This window comes from Streptomyces sp. NPDC096012, assembly GCF_040426375.1.
Taxonomy (GTDB): domain Bacteria; phylum Actinomycetota; class Actinomycetes; order Streptomycetales; family Streptomycetaceae; genus Streptomyces.
In genome coordinates this window covers 115,428-123,948 of record NZ_JBEOTD010000026.1, presented here as the reverse complement: position 1 = coordinate 123,948, position 8,521 = coordinate 115,428, and the positions used below count along the sequence as shown (strand labels likewise).

The following is an 8,521-nucleotide window of genomic DNA, read 5'->3' as shown; positions in this document are numbered from 1 at the left end:
TGATCGCCGGAACGGCGTCCGCGGGCCTGCTGACGCTGGTGCTCATCCGCAGCCGGGCGGTGAAGAACCCGCTGTGGGCCTCGCTCGCCGGGGTCGCGCCCGTGCCGTGCCGTGCCGTGCCGTGCTCGCGCCCGTGCCGTGCCGTGCCGTGCCGTGCTCGCGCCCGTGCTCGTGCCGTGCCCGTGCTTGTGCCGTACCCGTGCCCGCCCCCGGTGGCCATGCGGCCCAGCCGCTGCGGCCTCGGATACGCGCGCCCGGGCCTCGCTGGATCCGAGCACGGCGGCGGCCGAGCACGCCCGCCCGCCGCACACTTCGGCTCTTCGTCCCAGGTCCCCGGTCCCACCCCGAATTGCGCCGAGCGGGTGGACCGGCGGCGGTGGTCCGACGGCACGGCCCGCGCGTGTGGCACGGTCGCCTCCGACGAACCAAGGGGAAGGCGGACGCAGACATGGCGAAGGTCGGACGGCTCCTCGTGGTCCTGCTGCTGACGATGCCGGCCGTCCGGACGGCGACGGCCGTCGCCGGACCGGCGCAGCCGACCTGGACGGGCAGTTGGGAGACCGCGCCGTCGGGGACCGCGCCCGCACTGCCCGGTGCCGCCGTCCGCAACGTCGTCCACCTCAGCGTCGGCGGCACCGCGGTACGCGTCCGGCTCGGCAACCGGCTGGGCACCGCGCCCCTGTACCTCGGCGCGGTCACCGTCGCCCTGCGCCGCGGGTCCGGACCCGACGCCGTGCCCGGCACCCTGCGCGTCGCCACCTTCCACGGCGCCCCCAGCGGCACCGTCCCACCGGGCCAGGACGTGGTCTCCGACCCGGTGCGGCTCTCCGTCCCGGCCGCCGCCGACCTGCTCGTCACGGTGTACACACCCGGCGACAGCGGGCCCGCCACCTACCACCGCACCGCCCTGCAGACCAGCTACCTGGCACCGACCGGCGCCGGCCGGGCCGCGGACGAGGACGGAACCGCGTACACGCGGACGACCAGCCGCTGGTACTACCTGACCGGCGTCGACGTCCAGGGCGACGCCCGCGGCAGCGTCGTCGCGTTCGGCGACTCCCTCACCGACGGCACGGGCTCCACCCCCGACGCCAACCACCGCTGGCCCGACCGGCTCGCCGAGGCCCTGCGCACCCAGCGGATCGGTGTCCTCAACGCCGGTATCGCCGGCAACCGCCTGCTGCACGAGGGCACCGGGCCCAGCGCCCTCACCCGGGCTGACGCCGACGCCCTGGACCGGGCCGGGGTGCGCGTCCTGGTCGTGTTCGAGGGCATCAACGACATCAAGGCCACCCCGGAGGGCGGGGACGCCGCCGCGTACACCGACGCGTACCGCGACCTCGTGGCGCGCGCCCACGCCCGCGGCATCCGCGTCGTCGGCGTCACCCTCACGCCGTACCGCGGCTATCCCGCGTACACGGCCTCCAACGAGGCCGTACGCAAGCGGGTGAACGCCTTCATCCGCACCGGCGGCGCATTCGACGCGATCGCGGACGCCGACAGCGCCGTACGCGACCCGGCGGACCCCAGCCGCATCCTGCCGGCCTACGACCCCGGCGACCACCTGCACTTCAACGACGCGGGCATGCGGGTCGTCGCCGACACCGTGCGCCGGGCCCTCGGCGAGCGTCCCTGGTAGTCCTTCGACCGCCCGGGCACCTGACCGAGGGCGCACCGGGCCACGCCCGGGCACACCGTGTGCATGCGGCCGTACCGGCACACCAGGCCGGACTCGACCGGTACTTGCGGCACCGGGGCACTGCGGCACTGCGGCCCCGCGGGGGCGGTACCGGTACTTGCGGCACCGGGGCACCGGGGTACGAGGCGGGGTGGCGCCGTGGGCGACGGCATGAAGCCAGGGCGGCGCCCAGCACGACGGCACGGCGGTACGGCCGCATGACGGTGCGGCGGCACGACGGCACGGCGGTGCGGCGGCATGACGGTGCGGCGGTACTGCGGTACGGCGGCGCGACGGAAGCTTCTTCGCGGCGCGACGGAGGGCGTCTTCGAGGCGCGACGGAAGGCGTCTTCAGGGTTCCGCCGGGCAGCCGCGGTGACGCACGGAACCCAACGCGTTCCAGCACCCGCCCCGTTCACCGCTCAGCGGGTCTCCTCCCGGGCCACCCAGCCCCGCTCGTAGGCGTGCCAGCCGAGTTGCATCCGGGTCGTCACCCCGGCCAGCTCCATCAGCCGCTTCACCCGGCGCTGCACGGTCCGCAGGCCCAGGCCGAGCTGTTTGGCCACGCTGGCGTCGGTGAGCCCCGCCAGGAGCAGCGACAGCACCTCCAGGTCGGTGGCGTCCGGGCCGTCCGGCTGCTCCTCGGCCACCCCCGAGGTACCCAGCCGCAGCGGCAGCGCGTCCCGCCACACCGATTCGAACAACCCGGCCAGCAGCTCCAGCAGCCCGCTGGCGTGCACCACCAGCGCGGCCGGCTCCGCCGTCCGCGAGGTCAGCGGCACCATCGCGAGCGAACGGTCGGCCACCACCAGCTTCGTCGGCACGCGGTCCACCACCCGTACCCGCTCGTCCCGGCCGAGCGCCGCCGTCAACTCGGTCAGCCCGTGCGGCAGATCCAGTACCGCCCGCTCGACCACCACCCGGTAGCGGACCCCGCGCCCGGCGGCCTGCTCCTCCGCGTCGTTCTCGATGCCGGAGACGACCACCGGGTTGCCGGTGACCAGCGCGCACACCTCCTCGGTGGCCCCCAGCTGCAACTGCAGGAAGCGCTGGGCGACCGCCGGGGCGCCGGTCACCACCTCCACCAGGTCGTGCACCGCCGGCTCGGCCGCCGCCGCCCGGTACTCCTCCGCGAGCAGCGCAGTCGCCAGCTCCGCCTTCTCCAGCTCGTGCCGCTGCTGGGTGAGCAGCGCGCCCAGCGCCATCCCGGGCGGGGCCGCCACCCAACGGCCCGGCCGTGCCGAGGACCGGGCCGCGAGACCCTGCCGCTCCAGCCAGCGCAGCGCCCGCTCGGTGTCCCGCTCGGCCAGCGTCAGGCGCCGCGCCAGATCGGCCACGTCGGCGGCGCCCACGGACACCAGCGCCCGGTACGCCGCCTCGTGCGTCTCGTCGAGCCCTATCGCTGCCAGCATCGACCCGCGTCCCTCCCTGTGCATCGGTCCACGTAGGCGGAGTGGCCTGGCGGAAACCGGCCACGGCGCAAACCCGCCGCAGCACATCATCGCCGTACCGGAGGTGACTCTGCCAAGGTGGCGGCACCGAGGACGCGCGGCCGTGCTCACGGCTCGCGGTGGCGTCCGGGAGATCGAGCCGCCAGCCGGCCGTCCGACCCGGCACCGCCGTGTCCCGGTCACCCCGAGCGTGGTCCCGGCCCGGACGTGTGCGAGCACACGAAGGGGATCCGGGCCGGGCCACTTCACACGTCGCCGGGCGGTCCTCCCGTGGGGGGTGGGGCCGTCCGGCGGCCACCAGCCGCCGCTCGTACGGCTGTTCACCTCGTCACTCGACACGCCGTTCGAGGTCGTCGAGTGCGTGGGATTTTTCCTGATGCCCCGTTTTCCCGCGGCCCGTGCGGTGGACAATCAGGAACATGGACCAGCAGGGGGGAAGGCCCGCCCGTCGCGAGGACGACTGGTGGGGGCAGCTGTACGACGACTCCACCACCGACACGGGTCCCACGGCCGCGCCGGATTCCCTGGACGACCGCTTCGCCTCGGCGAGGAAAGCGGTGACGGGGCGGCCGGGCGCGGCACCGGGACGCGGTTCGGGACCCGACGGCCAGGACGGCCAGGACGGACAGGGCCGACAGAGCGGACAGGACCGGCAGGGCGGAGAAGACGGCGCCGCCGACGACCGTAACGCCGCCGACGGCCGTAGGGCCGTCGAGGAGAGACCGGCACCCCGCGAACCGTCGGTCCCACCGCAACGCACCGCGCCCGCCCCGCCCTGGACGACGCCGACGACCGCGACGCCACCGACCGCGGACCCCGCCGCGCCACCGGCTCCGGCCCTGCCACCGGACCCCGCCGCGCCACGGGCACCGGCCCTGCCACCCGACTCCGCCCGGCCGACGAGGCCCGCCGCACCACCGGTCCCGCCACCGCCCACCGCCCCGCCACCGCCCACCGCCCCGCCACCGCCCACCGTCCCGCCCCCGGTGCCCGCCGACCCGCCGGCGCTCCCGAACGCCTGGTGGACGGAGGCGACGGCGGCACCCACACCGGACACAGAACCCCCGCCGGGCACAGAACCCGCACCGGGCACAGAACCCGCACCGGGCACAGACCCCTTGGCGCCCATGGGGCCCGCACACGCCGCAGAGCCCGTAGCGCCCGTAGAACCTGTACCGGCCGCAGATGCCCTGGCGCCCACCGGGGCCGCCCAGGCCACAGAGCCCGTGGCGCCTACAGAATCCGTACCGGCCGCTGAGCCCGAAGTACCCGCAGCGCCCGAAGCACCCGCAGAGCCCGAAGCACCCGCAGAGCCCGTACCGGCCGCAGATCCGCCGGCGCCCGCGGAGCCCGCCCAGGCCGCGGGGCCCGGAGCGTCCGCGGGACCCGTAACGCCCGCAGAACCCGTACGCGTAACGCCGGCAGAACCCGTACGCGTAACGCCGGCAGAACCCGTACGCGTAACGCCGGCAGAACCCGTACGCGTAACGCCGGCAGAACCCCTACGCGCAACGCCCGCAGAACCCGTACCGCCCGCAGAAGCGCCGGCGCCCGCTGCGCCCGCTGCGCCCGCGGCGGTCGACGGGCGGCGTTCACCGCTGGAGGGGCCTGAGGGGCAGGAGGGGCAGGAGGGGCAGGAGTCCTCCGTCTCCGTCGATTACGTGGGTTCCGGGCCGCCCACCTACGACCCCGAGCCCACCGCGCTGCCGGGCGCGGATCCGGACGGGCTCGCCGGGCTGGTCGCCGACACCGTGCTGGACGGCGCCCGGTACGGGGCCTGCACGCTGCGGGCGGTGTCGTTGCGCGGTGACTCCGCGCGGTACCGGGGGGATCCGCGCCGGGACTCGCTGCTCACCGTCCGCTTCGGCAGCGGGGAGCAGGCGCTCCTGCTGGTCGCGATGGCCACCGGCGCGCGGGCGACACCTGGCGCGCATCTGGCGGCGGCCGAGGCGTGCCGGTGGATCGGGCGGGCCGTGGGCCGCAGCCACCAGCGGCTGGTGGAGGATCTCCGGTCGGCCCGGCGCGGCGAGCTGAAGTCCGGCCTGCAACGTCTGACCGACCGCAGCCTCGGCAGGCTCCGGGCGAGCGCCGCCGAGCTGGGCGTCGCCCCGGAGGAGTACGCGGCGAGCCTGCGCTGCCTGCTGCTGCCCGCCGACCCGGACTGCCGGACGCGCGTCTTCTTCGGCGTCGGCGGCGGCGGGCTGTTCCGGCTGCGCGACGGCGCGTGGCAGGACCTCGAGCCGCGCGTGTCACCCACCGGGACCAGCGGCGCACCGGTCACCGGAGCCGGCTCTCCGCCGGCGCAGACCCCGGAGGGCGACCGGCTCACCCTCGACTTCGGCATCCCGACCCCGCCGAGCCCGTACGAGCCGTCCGCCGACGGGTCGGCCGCGCACGAGCGGACGGCGGCCGAGCCGCCCCGCGAGCCGTTCCTGTTCCGCGCCTCGGTAGCCCGGCCGGGTGACGCTCTCGTGATGTGCAGCGCGGGCCTGGCCGAGCCGCTGCGCGGTGAGCCCGCCCTCTGCGCCTACCTCGCCCGCCGCTGGTCCGGCCGGGCGGCGCCGGGCCTCGCCGCGTTCCTCGCCGACGCCCAGGTACGGGTGAAGGGCTACGCCGACGACCGCACGGCGGCGGCCGTGTGGGAGGCGTAACCGCCGTCCTTGTGGATTGATGGAACGGCAGGGCCGTATCCCGGGACAGCGAAGGGGCAGACGACAGCCATGGCCAGACAGAACGTTGCCGAGCAGTTCGTCGACATCCTCGTCCGCGCCGGGGTGCGCCGCATGTACGGCGTCGTCGGAGACAGCCTCAACCCGGTCGTGGACGCCATCCGCCGCAAGTCCGGCATCGACTGGGTCCACGTACGGCACGAGGAGACCGCCGCCTTCGCGGCCGGCGCCGAGGCCCAGATCACCGGCAAACTGGCGGCGTGTGCCGGATCCTGCGGCCCGGGCAACCTGCATCTGATCAACGGCCTGTACGACGCCCACCGCTCCATGGCCCCGGTGCTCGCCCTGGCCTCGCAGATCCCGTCCAGCGAGATCGGGCTCGGCTTCTTCCAGGAGACGCACCCGGACCGGCTCTTCCAGGAGTGCAGCCACTACAGCGAGCTGATCTCCAGCCCCAGGCAGATGCCCCGGCTGCTGCAGACCGCGATCCAGCACGCGGTGGGGCAGAGCGGCGTCAGCGTGGTCTCCCTGCCGGGCGACATCGCCGCCGAGCCCGCCCCGGAGAAGGCCGCGCAGAGCGCCCTGGTCACCTCCCGGCCCACTATCCGCCCCGGCGACGCCGAGATCGACCGGCTGGTGGAGATGATCGACGGGGCCGGCAAGGTCACCCTGTTCTGCGGCAGCGGCACGGCCGGAGCGCACGCCGAGGTCATGCGGTTCGCGGAGCTGATCAAGTCCCCGGTGGGGCACGCCCTGCGCGGCAAGGAATGGATCCAGTACGACAATCCGTACGACGTCGGGATGAGCGGCCTGCTCGGCTACGGCGCCGCCTACGAGGCCACCCACGAGTGCGACCTGCTGATCCTGCTCGGCACCGACTTCCCGTACAACGCCTTCCTGCCGGACGACGTGCAGATCGCCCAGGTCGACGTGCGGCCCGAGGTACTGGGCCGGCGCTGCCGGCTCGACCTCGCCGTGTGGGGGGACGTCCGCGAGACCCTGCGCGCTCTGATCCCGCGGGTGAAGGAGAAGACGAACCGGCGGTTCCTCGACAAGATGCTGAAGAAGCACGCCGACGCGCTGGAGGGCGTGGTCAAGGCGTACACCCGGAAGGTCGAGAAGCACGTCCCGATCCACCCCGAGTACGTGGCGGCCGTCCTCGACGAAGTCGCCGACGACGACGCGGTGTTCACCGTGGACACCGGTATGTGCAACGTGTGGGCCGCCCGGTACATCTCGCCCAACGGCCGCCGCCGGGTGATCGGTTCGTTCTCCCACGGCTCGATGGCGAACGCGCTGCCCATGGCGATCGGCGCGCAGTTCACCGACCGGCGCCGGCAGGTGGTCTCCATGTCCGGCGACGGCGGGTTCTCCATGCTGATGGGCGACTTCCTGACGCTCGTGCAGCACGACCTGCCGGTCAAGGTCGTGCTGTTCAACAACTCCTCGCTCGGCATGGTCGAGTTGGAGATGCTGGTCGCGGGCCTGCCCTCGTACGGCACGGCGAACGCCAACCCGGACTTCGCCGCCGTCGCCCGGGCCTGCGGCGCCTACGGGGTGCGGGTGGAGAAGCCCAAGCAGCTCGAAGGCGCCCTCAAGGACGCCTTCAGGCACAACGGGCCGGCGCTGGTGGACGTCGTCACCGACCCCAACGCCCTGTCCATCCCGCCGAAGATCAGCGCCGAGATGGTCACCGGGTTCGCGCTCTCCGCCTCCAAGATCGTGCTGGACGGCGGGGTCGGCCGCATGCTCCAGATGGCCCGCTCCAACCTCCGCAACGTGCCGCGCCCCTAGCGCGGGAGCGCTCAGCCGGTCCACGACACCTCGCGGCGCTGCCCGCGGCGGCCGGACGATCTTCCACAGCGGGACGGCGGACATCTACGGCGCGTACCCCCTCGCGGGCGCCGTCAGGGGGCGGATTTCGGCCAGTTTCACGAACCGTGACGACATGCCGACCGACCGTGCCGAGTGCAGCCGCGCCCCCTCCACGGGGCGTCAGTGGCGCCCAGCAGGGGTCCAGGAGTCCGCCGTGCGGGGGGCCGCACGACCCCCGCACCCGGCGCGGCGCCCGGCCACCGTGGCCGAACCGCCGGTCCTGGGGCATGCGCCATGACTGCCTGTGAGCCCGCTGGGCAAGCATCCTCCGTGAACGTGTTCGACCAGGAGGGGCAGGGACCGGCGGCGTGCGGGCGGGGGTCATGAAGAGGCAGGCGCGAGGGGGCGGTCCCGTGGTCATCGGGGCCTCCTCGGCGAAGGCGGGGGAAGAGACCGACACCATCACGGAAACCGACACCATCACGGAAGACGCGTACCGGCTCCGGCGCAGGCTGGGCCGGGCGGATCTCAGGGCGGTGCCCGCGGCCCGCCGGGAGTTGCGCGAACTGCTGCGGCACTGGGGGAAGCCGGGCCGCTCGGAGATAGCCGAACTGCTCACCAGTGAACTCGTCACCAACGCACTCGTCCACACCGACGACGACGCCGTCCTGACGGCCGTCGTGGATCCCGGCGGACTCCGGGTGGAGGTAAGGGACTTCGTGGCCCGCAGACCCGAGCTGCACGGCCCGGAGACGGACGACGACACCCACGGCCGCGGCATGGTGCTGGTGCAGTCCCTCGCGGACGCCTGGGGGGTACGGCCGCACGAGCTGGGCAAGTCGGTGTGGTTCGAACTCGGCGCCGAGGCGGCCTGAGGGAGCGGGACGGGTGACGGGACGGGGGCGTGA

The 8,521-nt window shown here is 74.5% G+C and carries 6 protein-coding genes; 4 read left to right on the top strand and 2 right to left on the bottom strand.

Annotated features, from left to right (window positions below):
• The coding region (locus tag ABVB68_RS23965) for a hypothetical protein (RefSeq protein WP_353603175.1) at nt 1-220 on the bottom strand (220 nt) is incomplete at its 3' end.
• 228 nt (nt 221-448) lie between these two features.
• Between ABVB68_RS23965 and ABVB68_RS23960 the strand changes: the two genes are divergently transcribed.
• Complete coding sequence (locus ABVB68_RS23960) at nt 449-1,639, top strand: SGNH/GDSL hydrolase family protein (RefSeq protein ID WP_353603166.1); 1,191 nt, start codon at nt 449-451, stop codon at nt 1,637-1,639.
• 461 nt (nt 1,640-2,100) lie between these two features.
• On the opposite strand, the gene ABVB68_RS23955 is transcribed toward ABVB68_RS23960, so the two are convergent.
• The gene (locus ABVB68_RS23955; RefSeq protein WP_353603165.1) at nt 2,101-3,090 is read right to left on the bottom strand and encodes a helix-turn-helix domain-containing protein; all 990 of its coding nucleotides are present in this window, start codon (nt 3,088-3,090) and stop codon (nt 2,101-2,103) included.
• Between the two features lie 1,166 nt (nt 3,091-4,256).
• On the opposite strand from ABVB68_RS23955, the gene ABVB68_RS23950 reads away from it, so the two are divergent.
• The 3 genes from ABVB68_RS23950 to ABVB68_RS23940 all read left to right on the top strand — a co-directional run bounded on the left by ABVB68_RS23950 (nt 4,257) and on the right by ABVB68_RS23940 (nt 8,488).
• On the top strand, nt 4,257-5,780 hold the full coding sequence (locus ABVB68_RS23950) for a protein phosphatase 2C domain-containing protein (RefSeq protein WP_503006220.1): 1,524 nt from the start codon (nt 4,257-4,259) through the stop codon (nt 5,778-5,780).
• Nucleotides 5,781-5,849: 69 nt separating this feature from the next.
• Entirely contained in the window at nt 5,850-7,592 is a 1,743-nt protein-coding gene (locus ABVB68_RS23945; protein ID WP_353603163.1) for a pyruvate dehydrogenase, read from the top strand.
• Between the two features lie 434 nt (nt 7,593-8,026).
• The gene (locus tag ABVB68_RS23940; RefSeq protein WP_353603162.1) at nt 8,027-8,488 is read left to right on the top strand and encodes an ATP-binding protein; all 462 of its coding nucleotides are present in this window, start codon (nt 8,027-8,029) and stop codon (nt 8,486-8,488) included.
• Nucleotides 8,489-8,521: the final 33 nt, after the last annotated feature.